Raw genomic sequence first — 16,832 nt, forward strand, 5'->3', positions numbered from 1 at the left:
GACGGAGCCATGACCCGAGAGCCGTACGCGGACCGCCGTGAGGCGGGGTGGGTGCTCGCGGACCTGCTGGGGGACTACGCCGGGCGGGACGACGTCGTCGTGCTCGGGTTGCCCCGCGGCGGCGTCCCCGTGGCCGCGATCGTCGCCCGGGCGCTCGGGGCGCCGCTCGACGTGGTGGTGGTGCGCAAGCTCGGCGTGCCCGGGCAGCCGGAGCTCGCCATGGGTGCGATCACCGGGGTCGGGGAGTCCATCGTGGTGGTGCGCAACGAGACCGTCCTCGCGCACACCGGTGTCGGCGAGGAGGCCTTCCACCGGGTCCTCACCGCCGAGACGGCCGAGCTCCACCGCCGCGAGAAGCTCTACCGCGGTGACCGCCCGCGGCTGCAGGTGCGCGGCAGGACCGCCCTGATCGTCGACGACGGGCTCGCCACCGGTTCCTCGGTGCGTGCCGCCATCGCCGCGCTCCGCCGCGAGGAGCCGGCACGGCTGGTGGTCGGGGTGCCGGTCGGGTCGGCGTCCAGTTGCGCGCTGGTCGCCCGGGAGGCGGACGAGGTGGTCTGCGCCTGGGCGCCCGAGCCGTTCTACGGGGTCGGGCAGGGGTACTACGACTTCTCCCAGACCTCGGACGCCGAGGTGCGGGACGCCCTGGCCGTCGGGCGTCCGGCGGACGGGGGCGGTGCCCGCGAGGATGCGGGCGGCCGCGCCCGGGGGGAGGCGGGCGGCGGCACCCACGAGGAGGCGGTCCGGATCCCGGTGGGCGCGGCCGCGCTCGACGCCGACCTCGCCGTCCCCGCGCACGCGCGCTCCGTCGTGGTCTTCGCCCACGGCTCGGGCAGCGGGCGCCGCAGCCCCCGCAACCGCTACGTCGCGGAGGCGCTGCGCGGCGCCGGTCACGCGACGCTGCTGATGGACCTGCTGACGCAGGAGGAGGAACAGGTCGACCTGCGCACCCGGGAGCTCCGGTTCGACATCGGGCTGCTGGCCACGCGCCTGGCCGCGGCGGTGGACTGGTGGACGGCGCGGCACGGCGGCGACCTGCCCGTCGTCACCTTCGGGGCGAGCACCGGCGCGGCGGCGGCGCTGATCGCGGCAGCGGAGCGCCCGGCCGTCGTCGGCGTCGTCTCCCGCGGCGGGCGGCCGGATCTGGCCGGCGAGGCGCTCGGCCGCGTCCGGGTGCCCGTGCTGCTGGTGGTCGGTGGAGAGGACCGCCAGGTGCTCGAGCTCAACCGGCAGGCGGCCGCCGCGCTGGGCGGCCCGGTGGAGATCGCCGTCGTCCCCGGTGCGACGCACCTGTTCGAGGAGCCCGGGACCCTGGACGAGGTGATCCGGCTGACCGTCGCGGCCCTGGACCGGTGGCTCGGGCGGACGACCGGCGTAACCTGAGGGCGACCGTTCCGGCGCCCGGACGGATGGGCATCCCGGCGTCCGGACGCAGGCCGCCGCGAGGAGCGGGGATGGGCGTCGAGCAGCTCGCCGACCGGGGACGTGCCGCCGTCGTGCGTCAGGACTGGTCCGCCGCCTACAAGGATCTCTCGGCCGCCGAGGGCGCGGGGGCCCTGACCGGCCGGGGGCTGCGCGACCTCGGCATCGCCGCCTGGGCGCTCGGCGGCGACGACGAGGGATGTCGGTACCTGGGGGAGGCCTACCGGGCGTTCCGCGACGCCGGCCTGCCGGAGGACGCGGGCAGATGCGCGTTCTGGGCGGGGATGAACTTCGTCTACCGCGGCCACCACGCCGAGGGGAGCGGCTGGTTCGGGCGGCTGCAGCGGCTCGTGCCCGCGTCCGGCGAGGGCGTCCTGGCGGGATACCTCCGGGTGGCCGGCGCTCTCGGAGCGCTGTACGCCGGGCGGGCGGAGGAGGCGCTGGAGGGGTTCACCGCGGCCCACACGACCGGCGAGCTCGAGCACGAGGCGGACCTGGCGGCGCTCGGCCTGATGGGCCGGGGGCAGGCCCTGGTCCTGCTGGGACGGGCGGCCGAGGGGGTTGCCGCGCTCGACGAGGTGATGCTCGCGGTGACCGGCGGGGAGGTCTCGGACATCCCGACGGGGATCACCTACTGCACCGTCATCTGGGTGTGCCAGGCGCGGTTCGACCTGCGGCGGGCGGAGGAGTGGACGGCGGCCCTGAGCCGCTGGTGCGACCGGCAGCCCGACCTGGTGCCCTTCCGCGGAGAGTGCCTCGTCCACCGGTCACGGGTGCTGCAGCACCAGGGGGACTGGCCAGGGGCGCGCGCCGAGGCGGATCGGGCGGTGCGGCGGCTCACCGAGCCCGAGGAGCAGCCTGCCCTGGGCATGGCGTTCTACCAGCTCGCTGAGCTGCGGCGGCTGTGCGGTGATCTCGACGAGGCGCGGGAGTCCTACCGCCGGGCCCACGAGCACGGGCAGGACCCACAGCCCGGCCTGGCGCTCCTGCACCTGGCCGAGGGGGACGCCGGGACGGCCGCCGCCGCGCTGCGCCGGGCGCTGGAGGAGGCGGCGGACCCGCTCGCCCGGTGCCTGCTGCTGCCGGCCTGCGTCGAGGTGTTCCTCGAGGCCCGCGACGTCGACGCCGCGGACCGGGCGGCCGCGGAGCTCGGCCGGCACGCGGCGGACGGCGCGAGCCCACCCTGGCTGGCCGCGCTCGCGGCACGGGCGCGCGGCGCCGTGCTGCTGGGACGGGGCGAGCCCGCGGCCGCGGCGGCCGAGCTCCGCCGCGCCGTCGGCCTCTGGCGGGACGTGCGGGCGCCGTACGAGGAGGCGACGACGCGCCTGCTGCTCGCGCGCGCCCGACGGGCCGCGGGTGACGAGGAGGCGGCCGGCCTGGACCTGGAGGCGGCCCGGACCGTGCTGGCACGGCTCGGCGCCCGGCCCGACCTGGCTCGGGCCGAGAGGCCCGGCGGCCCGCAGGCGGCGGCCGGCAGCGCGGCCGGCGGGCTCACGGCGCGCGAGGTCGAGGTGCTCCGGCTGGTCGCGACCGGGCGGACCAACCGTGCGATCGCACGCGAGCTGCATCTCAGCGAGAAGACCGTCGCCCGGCACCTGAGCAACATCTTCACGAAGCTGGACGTGCCGTCCCGGGCCGCGGCCACCGCCTACGCCTACGAGCGACACCTCGTCTGAGCCGGCCGCCCACGCGTCGCAGGCCGGGCGCGCGCCGGCGGTCGTGGGTGCTACTACTCATGCGGGCCGGACCGCGGTGGACCGATCGGCCGATGTGGGCGGCGTGCCGCGGCGCCTAGCGTCCCGCTCATGGACGTCCCGCTCGTCGCCGGCTCGGTCTCCACCGCGATCTTCGCGGCGAGCATGCTGCCGATGGTCCTCAAGGCGGCACGGACGAAGGACCTCGGGTCCTACAGCCTGGGCAACATCGCGCTGATCAATCTGGGCAACGTCGTCCACACCCTGTACGTCCTGACCCTGCCGGCCGGGCCGGTGTGGGTGCTGCACGGCCTCTACCTGGTCAGCTCGGCCCTCATGCTGCTGTGGTGCCTGAGGTACCGTAGCGGCGCGCCGGGTGCTCCGAGGCGGCTACCGGCTCTCCACCTGCGGCCCGGTGACCGGGAAGATCACGCGGGTGCGCCAGGTGGCGGGGTCCGGGTCGGACTCCGGGCCTGACTCGTAGATCTCCCAGGACTGGTCCAACGGCTTGAGGTCGTGCTCGCCCATCCACCGTTCGACGGCCTCGTAGGTCTGCCGGAGCGAGTCGTACGCGCCCTCGTGGACGGCCTCGACGGCCCGCACGGCCGGCAGGGTCTCGCCCACGACGTCGCCGGACCCGTCGAACGGCTGCGTGACCGGGAAGCCGACCTCGACGTCGACGGTCTCGCCGACCCCGCCGCGGTAGCGCGCGTACGGCGCGCCCGCGGGGGCGACCCCCGCCGACCGCAGCGCCTGGAGCACCTCCGTGAAGCGCGTGTCGAAGATGGTGGTGATCTCGTCCATGCGGATCCGCTGGCGCACGCCCGCCACGGACTGCTCCTGGAGCTCGATGAGGTGGATGTCGCCCATGATCATCTCCTTCGTCCTTGACCCGATGGTGCCGTGCCCGCGGCCCGCGGTCCAGGGCGGATGGTCCCGGCGTCAGGGACGCAGCGCCGCGACCACCTGGGGCAGGACCCGCGGGTCCGTCTGGATGATCAGCGTGGTCACCACGCTCGCCTCCCACGCGGCGAGCTGCTCGCGCAGCTGCGCCGGGTTGCCGGCGAGGGCGACGTCGAGCACCAGCCCGGTGGGGACGGCCGCCGCGGCACCGGCCCGGTCGCCGTCGGCCCACCGACGGGCGATCTCCGCGCACGCCGCCTCGTGGCCGAGACGCTCGACCGCCTCGCGGTGGTAGTTCGCCGAGCCCGAGCCCATGCCTCCGACGTAGAGCGCGAAGTGGGGGCGCAGGGCGTCGGCGGCCTGCTCGACGTCGGGCCCGAGCGCCACCGGCACCGCCGCGCTGACCTCGAAACGCGACGACGGCGACCGCTCCGGCGCCCGGCGCGCGAACCCGGCCGCGAGGTGATCGGCGTAGGTGGCGGACAGGCGCGGGGAGAAGAGGAAGGGCAGCCAGCCGTCGGCGATCTCCGCGGCCAGCGCGGTGTTCCTCGGCCCCTGCGCCGCCAGGTGGATCGGCAGGTCCGCCCGCAGCGGGTGCACCGTCGAGCGCAGGGCCTTGCCCTGGCCGGTGCCGCCGCGCAGGGGCAGCTGGTAGTGCGCGCCGTCGAGCCGGACGGGCTCCTCGCGGCGCAGGACCTGGCGGACGATGTCGACGTACTCGCGGGTGCGCTCCAGCGGGCGCGGGTACGGCTGGCCGTACCAGCCCTCCACCACCTGCGGCCCGGAGGCGCCGAGCCCGAGGACGAACCGCCCGCCCGAGAGGTGGTCGAGGGTCATGGCGGCCATCGCGGCGGCGGTCGGGGTGCGCGCCGCCATCTGCGCGATCCCGGTGCCGAGCCGGACGGTGCGGGTGCCCGCGCCCCACCAGGCGAGCGGGGTGAAGGCGTCCGACCCGTAGGCCTCGGCGGTCCAGACGGAGTCGAGGCCGAGCCGGTCCGCGGCGGCGACCGCCTCCGCCGCCCCGGCCGGCGGCCCGGCGGACCAGTAGCCCGTGGAGAAGCCGAGGCGGAGGGGCGTGGCGTCGTCGTCCATGGCGAGCATCATGCCCGACGGCGGAGGGGGCAATTCCCTTGGCGGCGCGCCCCGCTCCCGCCACACTTGCCCGACACGTCTCACCGGGCGGGCGCCCCACAGGTCACACCGGGCCCGCGAGGAGGAGGGAGGGGAGGGGCATGACCCAGGAGGAGCTGCTCCTGCCCGACGCCGCGGCCTGGCGCGCCTGGCTCGAGGAGCACCACGACTCCAGCGACGGGGTGTGGCTGGTGATCGGGAAGAAGGGCGGGGCGACGACGGCGCTGACCTACGAGGCGGCGGTGCTCGAGGCCCTGTGCTTCGGCTGGATCGACGGCCAGACCCGGCGGCGCGACGAGGGCACGTTCGCCCAGCGGCTCACCCCGCGGCGTCCACGGAGTCCGTGGTCGGCCAGCAACGTCAGGCGGGTGGCCCAGCTCGAGGCGGAGGGCCGGATGACGGAGGCGGGGCGTGCCGCCGTCCGCGCCGCCCAGGCGGACGGCCGCTGGGACCGGGCGTACGTCGGGCAGGCGGACGCCGAGCCGCCCGCGGACCTGCTCGCGGCGCTGAATGCCGAGCCGCGGGCCCGGGCGATGTTCGACCTCCTGACGAGGTCGAACCGCTTCGCCGTCATCTACCGCGTCACCGAGGCGAAGCGGCCCGAGACGCGGGCGCGCCGCATCGCCGGGTTCGTCGAGACGCTCGCCCGCGGCGAGTCCCCCTACCCCCAGAAGCGGCGGCTGGAGGACCCGCCCGCCTGACGACGCGAGGCGCGTCAGACGTTCAGGTCGCGCCGCCGGTAGCCCACCAGGCCGAGCACGAGCAGCCCCGCCGCGATCGCCGTGGTGACCAGCACCGGCGCCCAGCGCATGGTCTCGACCGGCAGCTGGGGGAGCTGGGCGAAGGGCGTCAGCTCGAGCAGCCACCCCGGCAGGTTCAGCAGGGCGCCGATCCAGGTGACGACGAGGGACCAGCCGACCACCAGCCAGGCCACCCAGCCGGCGTGCGGCAGCCAGCCGTGGAGCAGCACGCCCAGCCCGACCACCAGCCACACGCCCGGGGCCAGGGCCGCGGCGCCGGCGACGACGTCGGCCACCGGGCCCCACGTGCCATCGGTGGCCGCCTGGGGCGCCGCCAGCAGGGCCCCGCTTCCCAGCAGCAGCACGGTGGGGACCACCAGGGCGAGCACCAGGTGGGACGCCGCGAGGCCGGTGCGGCGCACGGCGGTCGAGAGCACCACCTCCGCCCGTCCGGCGGTCTCCTCCTGGTGCAGGCGGCCCAGCAGCTGCAGCCCGTGCGCCGCGACCACCAGCACCACGATGCTCAGCATGGCCACGTAGAAGCCCTCGGTGAGCTGCTCGGCGCCGGCGCCCATCCGCCGCAGGACGATCTCCAGGCGCGGGACGTCGCGGAACATCGTGGCGAAGCTGGGGGTCAGCGAGCCGATGGCCGCCGAGAAGATCACCAGCCCGACCGTCCAGCCGAGAACGGTGCCCCGTTGCAGCCGCCACGCCAGGCCCGCCGGGGAGGACAGCAGGGGGGTGGCGCGCGGCGGCCCCAGCCGGGCGGGCCAGAGCCCGGAGCCGTGGTCGCGGCGCGCCTCCAGCCGCACGGCCAGGGCCACCAGCACCGCGGTCAGGGCCGCCGGGAGGAGGAGGACCCACCACCGCTCGCCGGCGTACGGCCGGGCCAGTGCCATCCACTCCACGGGCGAGAGCCACTGCAGGCGGCGCAGCGGGCTGTCCTCGGCGACGCCGTCGGCGACCGCCCGGAGCAGGTACGCCGCGCCGAGCACGGCCAGGGCGATCCCCCGCGCCGCGCGGGCCGATGCGGTCAGCTGCGCGGCCAGCGCGCCGACCCCGACGAACACCGCCGCGGTCAGCGCCATCCCCAGCCCGAACGCGACGGACCCGGTCGGGTCGGTGCCCACGCCCACCATCCCCGCGGCGACCAGCAGCCCGAGGAGGACGCACGCCGCGAGCGTGACGAGGACCGCGGCGGCCAGCGGGGCGTGCCGTCCGACGACGCCGGAGCGGACCAGCTCCGTGCGGCCCTCCTCCTCGTCGGCGCGGGTGAGCCGGATCGTCCCGAGGACCGCCATCACGCCGGCGACGGTGGCCACGAAGGTGCCGACCCGCCACACGGTGAACCCGCCGGGCTCGACGAGCGAGAACGGCGGGCCGAGCATCGCCCGCATCGTCGGGTTGTTGGACAGCCCCTCGATGATGAAGCCGGCCTGCGCCGGGTCGGGGATCACCTGCTCGTACGCCGCGGCCGTGGCGGGCACGACCACGAACAGCCCCAGCAGCCACACCGCCAGGAACCAGCGGTTGCGCCGGACCGCGAGCCGCACGAGCGAGCCGAGGCCGGTCATCGCGTCGCCGGCGCGTCCTGGTAGTGGCGCAGGAACAGCTCCTCCAGCGTCGGCGGGCTCGTGGAGAGGCTCCCCACCCCGAGCGCCCCGAGCCGGGAGACCAGCCCGGCCAGCGCGACGTCGTCGACCTGGCACGCGAAGCGGCGGCCGTCGACGACGACGTCGTGCACGCCGGGGAGGTGCGTCAGCTCCTCCGGCACGGCGCCCGGCAGCTCCGCGACCACCTGGGTGCGGGTGAGGTGGCGCAGCTGCGTCAGCGTCCCGCTCTCCACCACCCGGCCGGCCCGGATGATGCTGACCCGGTCGCACAGGTGCTCCACCTCGGAGAGGATGTGGCTGCTCAGAAGCACGGTGCAGCCGTCCCGCCGCTCCCGGATCACCTGACGGAACTGGGCGTCCATGAGCGGGTCCAGACCGGCGGTGGGCTCGTCGAGGAGCAGGAGCTCGACGTCGGAGGCCAGCGCCGCCACGAGCGCCACCTTCTGCCGGTTGCCCTTGGAGTAGGCGGCTCCGCGCTTGCGTGGGTCCAGCTCGAAACGGGCGATCAGCTCCTCGCGGCGCGCCGGGTCCAGCCCGCCGCGCAGCCGGCCCAGCAGGTCGATCACCTCGCCCCCGGTGAGGTTCGGCCACAGCGCGACGTCGCCCGGCACGTACGCCAGCCGACGGTGCAGCTCCGGCGCCTGCGACCAGGGGTCGCCCCCGAGCAGCCGGACCGAGCCGGCGTCGGCGCGCAGGAGCCCGAGCAGCACCCGGATGGCGGTGGACTTGCCGGCGCCGTTCGGGCCGAGGACGCCGTGCACCTCGCCCTCGGCGACGTCCAGGTCCAGGCCGTCGAGCGCGACGGTGGTGCCGAACCGCTTGACCACGTCCCGCATGGCGACCGCGCTCATGGCGCCGACGCTACTCCCGGCGCACCGCCGCTACCCGACCTTCGCCATCACCGTGTCGGCGATGAGGTCGAGGTGCTCGAGGTCGGTGAGGTCGAGGCACTGGAGGTACACGCGCGTCACGCCGATCTCGGCGAGGGCCCCCAGGCCGTCGAGGACCTCGGCCGGGGAGCCGGCGAGGCCGTGCTCGCGCAGTTCCGCGGGCTCGCGCCCGATCGCGTCGGCCCGGCGCTGCACCTCGGTCTCGTCGGAGCCGACGCAGGCGACGAACGCGACCGAGTACGTGAGCTCGTCGGGGTTCCGGCCGGCCTCCTCGCAGGCGGCGCGGACGCGGGCGATCTGCGGCGCGATCTCGTCCTTCTCCGGGAACGACTGGTTGTACTCGGACGCGAACCGGGCGGCCAGGCGCGGGGTGCGGCGCGGGCCGTTCCCGCCGACGACGATCGGCACGGTCGGCTGCACCGGCTTGGGCAGGCCGAGGTTGTCGGTGAGCTGGTAGTGGCGGCCGTCAAAGCTGTAGGTCTGGCCCGCAGGGGTGGCCCACAGGCCGGTGACGATCTCCAGCTGCTCCTCCAGCATCCGGAACCGCTTCTCCGGGAAGGGCACGCCCAGCGCGGCGTGCTCCTCCGCGAACCAGCCGGTGCCCAGGCCGAGCTCGACGCGCCCGCCCGACATCGCGTCCACCTGCGCCACCTGCACGGCCAGGATGCCCGGGTGGCGGAAGGTGGCCGAGGACACCAGCGTCCCCAGCCGGATGCGCGAGGTCTCCCGGGCGAGGCCGGCGAGGGTGGTCCAGGCGTCGGTCGGGCCGGGGAGCGCGTCGCCGTCGCCCATGCGCAGGAAGTGGTCGGAGCGGAAGAAGGCGTCGAAGCCCAGCTGCTCGGCGCGTTGGGCCATCGCGAGCTGCTGGTCGTAGGAGGCGCCCTGCTGCGGTTCGGTGAAGATACGGAGGTCCATGCGTCCTACCCTGCCAGGGCCCGAGGTGCCTACGCTCTTCAGCCATGACCGCCGTCAAGGACGTCGCCCTGCTCCGGCTCGTGGCCCAGCGGGTCGCGGGGCCGCCGTCCCCGACCGCCACCGAGACGGTGCGCCACCTGTGCGCGATGCAGGCGCAGGACCTGCCCGCCGCGCTCGCCGCGGTCACGCTCCGGACCAGCGGCGACGACGACGCCGGGATCGTCGGCGCGCTCGAGCGCGGCGAGGTCGTGCGGTCGTGGCCGATGCGCGGCACCCTCCACCTCGTCCCGGCGGAGGACCTGCGGTGGATGCTCGACCTGACCACCGAGCGGCTCATCACCGGCGCCGCGCGGCGCCGCCGCCAGCTCGGCATCGACGACCCGATGCTCGACCGGGCGCTGGAGCTCGCCGTCGACGCCCTGACGGGCGGGCGCTCCCTCTCCCGCGGCGAGCTGATGGGACTGTGGGAGGACGCCGACCTGCTCGGCGTCGCGCAGCGCGGCTACCACCTGCTATGGAACCTGGCCCAGCGCGGCTTCCTCTGCCTCGGCCCGTACGTCGACGGCGAGCAGCGCATCGTCCTGCTTGAGGAGTGGGTGCCCGCCCCGCGCCGACTCGGGCGGGAGGAGGCGCTGGGGGAGTGGGCGCTGCGCTACTTCCGCGGCCACGGGCCGGCCACCCTGCGGGACTTCGTGTGGTGGACCAAGCTCACCGTCGCCGACGCGAGGGCCGGGCTGGCGCTGGCCCGTCCGCACCTGGCCAGCATCGACGTGGATGGCACGGAGCACCTTCTCGACCCGGCCACGCCGGACCTGCTGGCCGAGCACCGGGCCGACGCCCGCGGCGTCTACCTCCTGCCCGCCTTCGACGAGATCATCCTCGGCTACCAGGACCGCTCGCCCACGCTGCCGCCGGAGCACGCGGAGAGGATCGTGCCCGGCGGCAACGGGATGTTCCGTCCGGTCGTGGTGGCCGCCGGGCGCGCGGTGGGCACCTGGCGGCGGGCGGGCAGCGGCGCCGCCAGGCGGATCGAGGCCGAGCCGTTCACGGCGTTCACCCCCGCCGTCGAGACCGCGGTGGAGAACGCCCGGCCGGTCCCGGCCGGCTGACGACGGCGTCGCGCAGACGCCCGGTGCGGGTCAGGCTGCGTCGCGCCGGGCGTTGCGGATGGGCGCTGAGTCCAGCCGCTGGGTGGGCGCACACGGGGCGGTCGTCCGATCACCCGGCCCGTTCGGGACCTGGCCGCACGCTGACTGCGCCCTCGACGACCTCGGCGAGCTCGGCCAGCCGGTGCGCCCGCGCGGACTCCGCAGAGGTGAACGGCTGCCCGGGCCGGGCGAGCACCACCGCGCCGCGCCAGCGGGAGTGGATCTTCAGCCTCGTGGTGTCCCCCGAGAGGTACGACGTCGGCGCCCCCGGCCCGCCGTCGGCCACCTCGGCGCCGAGGAGGTCGGCGACGGCCTCGGGGAGGTCCTCCGGCGCGCTGGCGACCCGCACGGCGGCAGAGAGCGCCTTCGTGGGGCCGTCCATCAGGGCGAGCGCCGTCGTCGGCCAGACCTGCGGGTCGCGCCCGCCGCCGTCCTCCGCCGCCTCGACGAGGTCCCGGGCGGTGATCCGCTCGGGGACGTCGACGACGAACTCGTCGATCGCGCCGTCGCTCCCCGGCTGGACCTGCACGCTGAGGATGTTGCCCTCGAGCATGCCGAGCTGCTTCGTGACCGCCTCCAGCGCGCCCGGGGTGTCGTCGACGGTCATGCGCAGGCGCCACAGCGACCCCGCGGAGCTGAGACGGCGACGCTCCCGCAGGATCGGTGCGTGCAGCCAGCGTCGCAGGACGCGCATCACCGACGGCTCCGCCACCCAGATCACGAGCGTCGTGGCGGTGACCGTCAGGACGAGCACCTTCGCCACGAGAGACAGGTGGCTCGACACCACCGCGGCGTGCACGGCGAGCTCGACGGGGAGCATGGCGATGATGCTGGCCATCGTCAGCCGCCCCTTGCGCGGCTCCGGGAGACGTCCGCAGACCTCGCAGGCCAGGTCGGCGGTCTCGGCATGGTTGTGCGACATGGCCCAAGGGTGAAGGTGCACCGTTCCGACCACGTTGCCGGGACGAAACCGTTGCGTAAACCGTGCGCCGCGCGCGGCCCGTCGCCGGGCATGGAAGAGCCCGCGGGTTCCCGGCCGTTTGGCCGGGTGCCGTGATGGACGATGTCACGGCCCCGCGGACTCCGGTGACCACCTGGTTCTCGCCGCCCGTCGGCGGGAGGACCCTGAGGTCCGTCCACAGACGGGCTAGCGGGTAGCCACCTCACGCGTCCGAAGAATATTCACCTCTGGACCACCTCCCTTCTCGTGTGCGGACAACGGTAAGCCGGACCCCCGGGCCGTGTCACCACCTTTTTCAGGCACCATGGGTGGCATGACCGCCCCCGCCGACCGGCCCTTCCGCGTCCTCGTCGTGTGCACCGGCAACATCTGCCGCTCGCCCATGGGAGAGGTGGTGCTGCGCGAGCGGCTGGTCGCGGCCGGGCTGGCCGACGCCGTCGAGGTGGCCTCCGCCGGCATCAGCGACGAGGAGCACGGCAACCCCATCGACCGCCGCGCCCGCGCCGTCCTGGCCGAGCACGGCTACCCGGTGCCGCACCACCGCGCGCACCAGGTGGCCGCGCACGAGCTGGGGGAGTACGACCTCGCCCTGGCGATGACCAAGCAGCACGCCCGCGCGCTGCGGCTGCGCGCGGAGCGGGACGCCGACCCGCGCACCGCCGAGGTGCGCCTCTGGCGCGAGTTCGACGACACCGCGCCCGACAGGGCGACCGCGGGGGAGTACGACCTCGACGTGCCCGACCCCTGGTACGGCGAGCACGACGGGTTCTACGACACCCTCGCCGTCGTCGAGCGCGGTGCGGACGGGCTGGTGGCGCACCTGCGCGAACGGCTCGGGCAGCAGGTGGCGGCCAAGGGCTCGTGACGAGCTCGGCGGTGCACCGGCCGGCCCCGGCGGGCCGCGGCCGCTACTTGTAAAACCCCTCGCGCAGGTTGATCCCGTGCTCCACCCAGGCCTTCATGGCGGCGAGCATGCCGGTCCAGCCTTCGCAGTTGCCGAAGGCGTTCTTGGCGCCGTCCGCCGTGGGGCGCCACGACGACTCCGTGATGGTCACCAGGGTGCGCGTATCGCCGTCGAGCGGCTCGAACTCGAACGTCGTCGTGGTGGTGCCCCGGTCGTTCTTCGTGGCCTCCCCGTCCCACTCGATGACGATCCGCCGGGGCGGGTCCGCCTCCAGCACGCGGACCGGGAACGCACCGGGGTAGTCGTGGAAGTCCCAGGTGACGTCGTTCCCGGGCTCGAGGCGGCCGCGGGCGCCGCCGGTCGTGAAGTACCTCGAGAGCTGCTCGGGATCCGCGACGGCCTCGTAGACCTCGGCGCACGGGCGCGAGACGCGGCCGGAGACGGTGAAGGAGAGCTCCGCCAGCTCGTTCTGGGTCATGTGATAGTTTTACAACGTGTCAGCGGGGGCCGTCAACGGGTCGGACGACGACCGCGTGTTCAAGGCGCTGGCTTCTCCGACCCGGCGCCGGATGCTGGACGTGCTCAAGGCAGGTTCGCGCACCACGGGGGAGCTCTGCGAGCACTTCCCCGACCTCGACCGCACGACGGTGCTCCAGCACCTGCGCGTGCTGGAGCGCGCCGAGCTCGTGACGGGCCGGAAGGTGGGGCGCGAGCGGCACCTCTCGCTGGCGCCCGTCCCGATCAAGCGCATCTACGACCGCTGGATCGGCGAGTACGCGCGCGCCGCCGTCGAGCTGCTCGACGAGCTCGACGGCGGGTGAGGGAGCCGGCCAGTGCCACGTGGCGGGTGGCGAGAGACGTCGCTGCGCGTGACCTTTCGCCGGCGAGCGGGGTCAGGGCTCCTCGGTCACCGGGGGCTGCGAGGACCACGGGAACATGATCCAGCGGTCGGTGCGCCGCCAGACGTAGTCGGGCTCGATCACCGAGCGCGGCTTGGCGTAGACGACGGCGGAGCGGGCGTCCACGTGGAGGGACTCGGTCGCGTCGTCGTCGAGGTCGAGGTCGAGGTCCAGATCGGCGGGCAGGCCCTTGGACCGGATGAGGTCCATCACCAGGGCGAGGGTCTTGCCGGAGTCGGCGACGTCGTCGACCACGAGCACCTTGCGCCCGGGCAGCTCGGAGGTGTCCATGAGCGGGGGCAGGACCACGGGCTCGGGCAGCGTCTCGGCGACGCCGGTGTAGAACTCGACGTTCAGCGTGCCCATCGCCTTGGTGCCGAGCGCGTAGGCGACGGCGCCGGCCGGGACCAGACCGCCCCGGGCGACGGCGACCACCAGGTCCGGCATCCAGCCCGAGCGCACGACCTCGCGCGCCAGATCGCGGGCGGCCTCGCCGAACTCCGCCCAGCCCAGGACCTCGCGATCCTCGAGGTCGGAGGTGCTGGCGCCGTCGTCGAACGCAGTGGCTTCGCTCATCGCGCCATCGTAGGGCGCGCAGCGGGCCGGGCACCTCCGCCGCGGCCGGCTACCCGTGCAGCGAGACGTGCACGTGGTCGTAGTGCCCGCCCGTGGCGTCCTGCGGGTCGTACACCCCGCCGCCGGTGTAGGGCGCCCAACCCTTCTCGGCCCGGTCCGCCACCCAGATCCGCCCCTGCCAGATCACGTAGTCCACGTCGAGAGCCTCGGCGTGCTCGCGCAGCCACTGCGCCGCTGTCCACCCGCGCACCAGGTCCTCCCCGGCGGGGAACTCGCCCGCGGCGCCGAAGAAGAGGTCGCAGCCCCGCCCGGCGGGGTGGTCGGAGGAGGGGTTCCAGGCGTGCTCGGACCAGCAGGTCACCGGCACCGTCCCGACGGCGGGGCCGAGCTGGCCCACCAGCCAGGCCGTCGCGCCGGTGACGCAGCCGCCGGTGCCGCTCGGGTCGGGCACCGTGCAGCCGGTCCGCCCGCCGGTCCACGCCTGCGGCGGCGCGGGCAGCTCGACCACCGGCCCGACGTTCGCGGCCAGCGCCTTCGGCGGCGGCCCGCCGACGACCGCGTTCACGGCCGCGACGGCGCCCGTGGCCAGCAGCGTGAGCACGACGGCGCGCATGACGAGCACCCGCCGCCGGAGCACCCGCTGCCGGAGCGTCTGGCGGCGCGCGGCGGTGCGGCGGGTGCGCCCTGTCCGTGCCTGCCGCGCTCCCATGGCGCTACTCAAACACGTCACGGCGGCGGCGCTCGTTCCCCGGAGTGCCCTCGTGCGCCGGCCGTGCCGTCCGCTCGGCACGGGCGGCCCGCGTCACCTGTCGACGCGGGTGATCCAGTACTCGGTGGTCGGCGTCGGCGTGACGTCGAACCGGGCGTTGGGGATGTAGAGCCAGTGGCCGAGCCGCGCCGCCGTCGTCGGTACGGCGAAGTCGTCGCTGGTGATGACCTCGTCCAGGGTGCCGGTGCGCCCGGCGCGGTCCAGGTCGAACTCGTACACGGCCCCGCGGTTGAGGACCACGTAGAGGTTCCGGCCCCGCAGCAGCAGGCCGTCACCGCCGGCGAGCTTGACCGCGCCGTCGTCGGCGGGGTCGCCGTTGAGGTCGTCGGGGTCCGTGAGCTCCACCTCGCGGGCGTCGCCCGTACGAGGGTCGACACGGAACAGGGTGCCCGCGGCGGAGTTCACCACGAGCAGCCCGCGGTGGTCGGGCGTGCGCTCGATCCCGTTGGCGTTGATGCCGGCCGGGTACTGGCCGGGGATCTGCTGCCACTCGCCGGTCAGCGCCAGGTGCTCGACGTCGTCGGCGTCCGGCAGGCTCCCGTGGCGGCCCAGCCGCAGCCGGTGCAGCACTGCCCTGCTGGAGTCGGTGAACCACGCGGAGTGCCGCGTGAGCACCACGTCGTTGATGATCGTCGGCGCGCTCGCCAGGCGGTAGGACGCGAGCAGCTCGCCGGTCTCGGGGTCGACCACGCGCGCGTCGCCCGCGAAGCCGCCCGCGACGAACAGGCGCTCGTGCCGGTCGATCTTCAGCCCCACGGACGTGGTGCCCGGGCCCGCGCCCTGGAAGACGACCTCGCCCTCGCCGGTGCGCAGGTCGACCTGGTAGATGTCGCCGTCGGCCAGCGAGCCGAGCCAGGCGGTGTGGCCGCGGATGGCGATTCCCTCCGGCTGGAAACCGCGGGGGAGGTCGATCCGGTCCGGGAAGCCGTGGTCGCCGTCGGGGTGGGCCGTGGCACCGACCGCGGCGCCGACGGTGAGGAGCAGGGCCGCACCCAGGGCAGCCATCCAGCGTCGCACCATCACGATCACCGCCGATCCGGCCCGCGGGCCGGTCTAGACGTGCTGACAGTCCATCGTAGGCGCCGCGTCCGGGCGGCATAACCCCCGCGCGCGTGCCACGAGCGTCGCGGGGCGCCGTGGGCACAACGGCCGGGGAGGCGCGCGAGCGGTGCGGCATGCTGGGGCGGTGCCCCACCTGACCGCCTGGCGCCGCCGCGCGCCCGGACTGCTGCTCACCGCGCTCGTCGCCGTCCTGGCGCTCGCCCTCAACCGGGCCGTGCCCGTGGTCTCGGCCCTGCTCGTCGCGATCCTCGTCGGCGTCCTCCTCCGCAACCTCCGCCTGGTCCCCGCCGCCGCCGAGGACGGCGTGCGCTACAGCGCCCGCACGGTGCTCCGGCTGGGCGTGGTCCTGCTCGGGCTGCAGCTCTCGGTGCCCGAGGTGGTGGGCCTGGGCTGGGGCGCGCTCGCCGTCATCGTGGTCACGGTGGCGGGGACCTGGACGCTCACGCTGCTCCTGGGCCGGCTGCTGCGGGTGCCCGCCACCCTGACGCTGCTCATGGCCACCGGGACGGCGATCTGCGGCGCGTCGGCGGTTGCCGCGATGGCGGCCGTGGCCGGCACCGCGGGGCGTGAGCGCGAGGAGGACGTCGACGCAGCCGCCACCACCGCCGTCGCCGCGGTGACCATCTTCGGCACCGCCGCGATGCTTGCGATGCCCCCGCTCGCCGCCGCTCTCGCGCTCGACGCCCATGCCACCGGCGTGTGGCTGGGCGCCGGCATCCACGAGGTCGGGCAGGTGGTCGCGGCCGGCGGGCTGGTCGGGGAGGCCGTGCTGGCGACGGCGGTGCTCACCAAGCTCGGCAGGGTGGTGCTGCTCGCGCCGCTGGTGGCGGGGGTGAGCTACGCGCGCAGCCGCCGCGCCCGGATGGAGGCCGAACGGCTCGCGGCGGTGGAGTCGGCCGACGCCGTCCTGGCGGGTTCCGCCCCGCCGCACCACGACGCCGCACGTCCCCCGCTGGTACCCGCCTTCGTCGTCGGCTTCCTCGTCCTCGTCGCGGTGCGCTCGCTCCTGCCCGTGCCCGCCGGGGTGCTCGAGGCGGTGCAGAGCGCCTCGACGTTCCTGCTCACCGTCGCCATGGTGGCGCTGGGTGCCGGGGTCAACGTCCGGGCCCTGCTGACCCGTGGCGGCCCGGCGCTCCTGCTCGGCCTGGCCTCCTCCGTCGTCGCGGCCGGTCTCTCGCTCGGCGGCGCGCTGCTGCTCCGCTGAG

18 protein-coding genes are annotated in these 16,832 nt (G+C 75.4%); 8 read left to right on the top strand and 10 right to left on the bottom strand.

The window, feature by feature from the left end; genetic code table 11:
- Positions 1–9 precede the first annotated feature (9 nt).
- The 3 genes from ABD774_RS15230 to ABD774_RS15240 all read left to right on the top strand — a co-directional run bounded on the left by ABD774_RS15230 (position 10) and on the right by ABD774_RS15240 (position 3,593).
- Positions 10–1,383 carry an alpha/beta family hydrolase gene (locus tag ABD774_RS15230; RefSeq protein WP_345042908.1) on the top strand — a complete coding sequence of 458 codons (1,374 nt, stop codon included), beginning with the start codon at positions 10–12 and terminating at the stop codon, positions 1,381–1,383.
- Between the two features lie 71 nt (positions 1,384–1,454).
- Positions 1,455–3,098, top strand: a complete 1,644-nt coding sequence (locus ABD774_RS15235; RefSeq protein WP_345042911.1) for a LuxR C-terminal-related transcriptional regulator — start codon at positions 1,455–1,457, stop codon at positions 3,096–3,098.
- A 129-nt stretch (positions 3,099–3,227) separates the two neighbouring features.
- A complete protein-coding gene (locus ABD774_RS15240; RefSeq protein WP_345042913.1) occupies positions 3,228–3,593 on the top strand; it encodes a hypothetical protein in 366 nt (121 codons plus the stop codon).
- On the opposite strand, the gene ABD774_RS15245 is transcribed toward ABD774_RS15240, so the two are convergent.
- Together ABD774_RS15245 and ABD774_RS15250 are read right to left on the bottom strand one after the other, a co-directional pair.
- Positions 3,507–3,986, bottom strand: a complete 480-nt coding sequence (locus tag ABD774_RS15245; RefSeq protein ID WP_345042916.1) for a GyrI-like domain-containing protein — start codon at positions 3,984–3,986, stop codon at positions 3,507–3,509. The two genes, ABD774_RS15240 and ABD774_RS15245, sit on opposite strands and share 87 nt — an antisense overlap.
- Before the next feature lie 72 nt (positions 3,987–4,058).
- Positions 4,059–5,111: an LLM class F420-dependent oxidoreductase gene (locus ABD774_RS15250; protein WP_345042918.1), complete on the bottom strand. Its 1,053-nt coding sequence runs from the start codon at positions 5,109–5,111 to the stop codon at positions 4,059–4,061.
- 140 nt (positions 5,112–5,251) lie between these two features.
- Between ABD774_RS15250 and ABD774_RS15255 the strand changes: the two genes are divergently transcribed.
- Positions 5,252–5,851: a YdeI/OmpD-associated family protein gene (locus ABD774_RS15255; protein ID WP_345042920.1), complete on the top strand. Its 600-nt coding sequence runs from the start codon at positions 5,252–5,254 to the stop codon at positions 5,849–5,851.
- Positions 5,852–5,865: 14 nt separating this feature from the next.
- Here ABD774_RS15255 and ABD774_RS15260 read toward each other — a convergent pair whose 3' ends face one another.
- The 3 genes from ABD774_RS15260 to ABD774_RS15270 are packed head-to-tail and all read right to left on the bottom strand — an operon-like array spanning position 5,866 to position 9,308.
- Positions 5,866–7,464: an ABC transporter permease gene (locus tag ABD774_RS15260; protein ID WP_345042922.1), complete on the bottom strand. Its 1,599-nt coding sequence runs from the start codon at positions 7,462–7,464 to the stop codon at positions 5,866–5,868.
- Positions 7,461–8,354 (bottom strand): ABC transporter ATP-binding protein, encoded by an 894-nt coding sequence (locus tag ABD774_RS15265; RefSeq protein ID WP_345042925.1) that lies wholly within the window; start codon positions 8,352–8,354, stop codon positions 7,461–7,463. Before ABD774_RS15265 ends, ABD774_RS15260 begins: the two co-directional genes overlap by 4 nt.
- 30 nt (positions 8,355–8,384) lie before the next feature.
- Entirely contained in the window at positions 8,385–9,308 is a 924-nt protein-coding gene (locus tag ABD774_RS15270; RefSeq protein WP_345042927.1) for an LLM class F420-dependent oxidoreductase, read from the bottom strand.
- Positions 9,309–9,352: 44 nt separating this feature from the next.
- Here ABD774_RS15270 and ABD774_RS15275 point away from each other — a divergent pair, with 44 nt between their 5' ends.
- On the top strand, positions 9,353–10,417 hold the full coding sequence (locus ABD774_RS15275; RefSeq protein WP_345042930.1) for a winged helix DNA-binding domain-containing protein: 1,065 nt from the start codon (positions 9,353–9,355) through the stop codon (positions 10,415–10,417).
- Between the two features lie 109 nt (positions 10,418–10,526).
- On the opposite strand, the gene ABD774_RS15280 is transcribed toward ABD774_RS15275, so the two are convergent.
- Entirely contained in the window at positions 10,527–11,378 is an 852-nt protein-coding gene (locus ABD774_RS15280; protein ID WP_345042932.1) for an amino acid-binding protein, read from the bottom strand.
- A 352-nt stretch (positions 11,379–11,730) separates the two neighbouring features.
- Here ABD774_RS15280 and ABD774_RS15285 point away from each other — a divergent pair, with 352 nt between their 5' ends.
- Entirely contained in the window at positions 11,731–12,282 is a 552-nt protein-coding gene (locus tag ABD774_RS15285; RefSeq protein WP_345042934.1) for a low molecular weight protein-tyrosine-phosphatase, read from the top strand.
- A 43-nt stretch (positions 12,283–12,325) separates the two neighbouring features.
- Here ABD774_RS15285 and ABD774_RS15290 read toward each other — a convergent pair whose 3' ends face one another.
- Positions 12,326–12,799, bottom strand: coding sequence for an SRPBCC domain-containing protein (locus ABD774_RS15290; RefSeq protein WP_345042936.1), 474 nt, complete (start codon positions 12,797–12,799; stop codon positions 12,326–12,328).
- A gap of 16 nt (positions 12,800–12,815) precedes the next feature.
- Between ABD774_RS15290 and ABD774_RS15295 the strand changes: the two genes are divergently transcribed.
- Positions 12,816–13,142 carry an ArsR/SmtB family transcription factor gene (locus tag ABD774_RS15295; protein WP_345042939.1) on the top strand — a complete coding sequence of 109 codons (327 nt, stop codon included), beginning with the start codon at positions 12,816–12,818 and terminating at the stop codon, positions 13,140–13,142.
- Positions 13,143–13,214: 72 nt separating this feature from the next.
- On the opposite strand, the gene ABD774_RS15300 is transcribed toward ABD774_RS15295, so the two are convergent.
- The 3 genes from ABD774_RS15300 to ABD774_RS15310 all read right to left on the bottom strand — a co-directional run bounded on the left by ABD774_RS15300 (position 13,215) and on the right by ABD774_RS15310 (position 15,570).
- Positions 13,215–13,796: a phosphoribosyltransferase gene (locus tag ABD774_RS15300; protein WP_345042941.1), complete on the bottom strand. Its 582-nt coding sequence runs from the start codon at positions 13,794–13,796 to the stop codon at positions 13,215–13,217.
- A gap of 49 nt (positions 13,797–13,845) precedes the next feature.
- Complete coding sequence (locus ABD774_RS15305) at positions 13,846–14,505, bottom strand: VldE C-terminal domain-containing protein (protein WP_345042944.1); 660 nt, start codon at positions 14,503–14,505, stop codon at positions 13,846–13,848.
- A 93-nt stretch (positions 14,506–14,598) separates the two neighbouring features.
- Positions 14,599–15,570, bottom strand: coding sequence for an NHL repeat-containing protein (locus ABD774_RS15310; protein ID WP_345042946.1), 972 nt, complete (start codon positions 15,568–15,570; stop codon positions 14,599–14,601).
- Between the two features lie 181 nt (positions 15,571–15,751).
- Here ABD774_RS15310 and ABD774_RS15315 point away from each other — a divergent pair, with 181 nt between their 5' ends.
- Positions 15,752–16,831 carry a YeiH family protein gene (locus tag ABD774_RS15315; RefSeq protein WP_345042948.1) on the top strand — a complete coding sequence of 360 codons (1,080 nt, stop codon included), beginning with the start codon at positions 15,752–15,754 and terminating at the stop codon, positions 16,829–16,831.
- Position 16,832: the final 1 nt, after the last annotated feature.

The organism is Georgenia daeguensis, assembly GCF_039537705.1.
GTDB classification, from domain to species: Bacteria; Actinomycetota; Actinomycetes; order Actinomycetales; family Actinomycetaceae; genus Georgenia; species Georgenia daeguensis.

What these genes read in the sequence shown, in the direction of transcription:
- ABD774_RS15300 (WP_345042941.1), bottom strand. Translation starts at nt 13,796, where the DNA reads ATGAGCGAAGCCACTGCGTTCGACGACGGCGCCAGCACCTCCGACCTC.
- ABD774_RS15290 (WP_345042936.1), bottom strand. Translation starts at nt 12,799, where the DNA reads ATGACCCAGAACGAGCTGGCGGAGCTCTCCTTCACCGTCTCCGGCCGC.
- ABD774_RS15245 (WP_345042916.1), bottom strand. Translation starts at nt 3,986, where the DNA reads ATGGGCGACATCCACCTCATCGAGCTCCAGGAGCAGTCCGTGGCGGGC.
- ABD774_RS15255 (WP_345042920.1), top strand. Translation starts at nt 5,252, where the DNA reads ATGACCCAGGAGGAGCTGCTCCTGCCCGACGCCGCGGCCTGGCGCGCC.
- ABD774_RS15310 (WP_345042946.1), bottom strand. Translation starts at nt 15,570, where the DNA reads ATGGCTGCCCTGGGTGCGGCCCTGCTCCTCACCGTCGGCGCCGCGGTC.
- ABD774_RS15270 (WP_345042927.1), bottom strand. Translation starts at nt 9,308, where the DNA reads ATGGACCTCCGTATCTTCACCGAACCGCAGCAGGGCGCCTCCTACGAC.
- ABD774_RS15285 (WP_345042934.1), top strand. Translation starts at nt 11,731, where the DNA reads ATGACCGCCCCCGCCGACCGGCCCTTCCGCGTCCTCGTCGTGTGCACC.
- ABD774_RS15240 (WP_345042913.1), top strand. Translation starts at nt 3,228, where the DNA reads ATGGACGTCCCGCTCGTCGCCGGCTCGGTCTCCACCGCGATCTTCGCG.
- ABD774_RS15280 (WP_345042932.1), bottom strand. Translation starts at nt 11,378, where the DNA reads ATGTCGCACAACCATGCCGAGACCGCCGACCTGGCCTGCGAGGTCTGC.
- ABD774_RS15275 (WP_345042930.1), top strand. Translation starts at nt 9,353, where the DNA reads ATGACCGCCGTCAAGGACGTCGCCCTGCTCCGGCTCGTGGCCCAGCGG.
- ABD774_RS15265 (WP_345042925.1), bottom strand. Translation starts at nt 8,354, where the DNA reads ATGAGCGCGGTCGCCATGCGGGACGTGGTCAAGCGGTTCGGCACCACC.
- ABD774_RS15230 (WP_345042908.1), top strand. Translation starts at nt 10, where the DNA reads ATGACCCGAGAGCCGTACGCGGACCGCCGTGAGGCGGGGTGGGTGCTC.
- ABD774_RS15260 (WP_345042922.1), bottom strand. Translation starts at nt 7,464, where the DNA reads ATGACCGGCCTCGGCTCGCTCGTGCGGCTCGCGGTCCGGCGCAACCGC.
- ABD774_RS15250 (WP_345042918.1), bottom strand. Translation starts at nt 5,111, where the DNA reads ATGGACGACGACGCCACGCCCCTCCGCCTCGGCTTCTCCACGGGCTAC.
- ABD774_RS15235 (WP_345042911.1), top strand. Translation starts at nt 1,455, where the DNA reads ATGGGCGTCGAGCAGCTCGCCGACCGGGGACGTGCCGCCGTCGTGCGT.
- ABD774_RS15305 (WP_345042944.1), bottom strand. Translation starts at nt 14,505, where the DNA reads ATGGGAGCGCGGCAGGCACGGACAGGGCGCACCCGCCGCACCGCCGCG.